Origin of the sequence: Cohnella baijiui, from assembly GCF_020731285.1 — a bacterium.
Lineage (GTDB): Bacteria > Bacillota > Bacilli > Paenibacillales > Paenibacillaceae > Cohnella.
Map to the genome: position 1 here is coordinate 1 of NZ_JAJFOW010000450.1, position 219 is coordinate 219.

The following is a 219-nucleotide window of genomic DNA, read 5'->3' on the forward strand; positions in this document are numbered from 1 at the left end:
GGCATAATCGAAATTTTTACTACCGATATCAAGCCATGATAATGCAGATATCTCATTCGGAAGCATGGGACGAAGTTGATCAAGCCAATCCAACACTAACAGATTGCGCATAAAAAGAGGCCGATCCATATTGTCGGCCCACTTTTTAATCGGATATGCTTCATATAACCGCTCCCACTGCGTAGATGCTTCTCCAACGAAATCAACCGTGACTCCGGG

At 44.3% G+C, this 219-nt stretch carries 1 protein-coding gene; it reads right to left on the minus strand.

The window, feature by feature from the left end:
* Positions 1-219, minus strand: a 219-nt coding sequence (locus LKX83_RS33345; RefSeq protein ID WP_227887599.1) for a hypothetical protein, incomplete at both ends; no start/stop codon positions are given.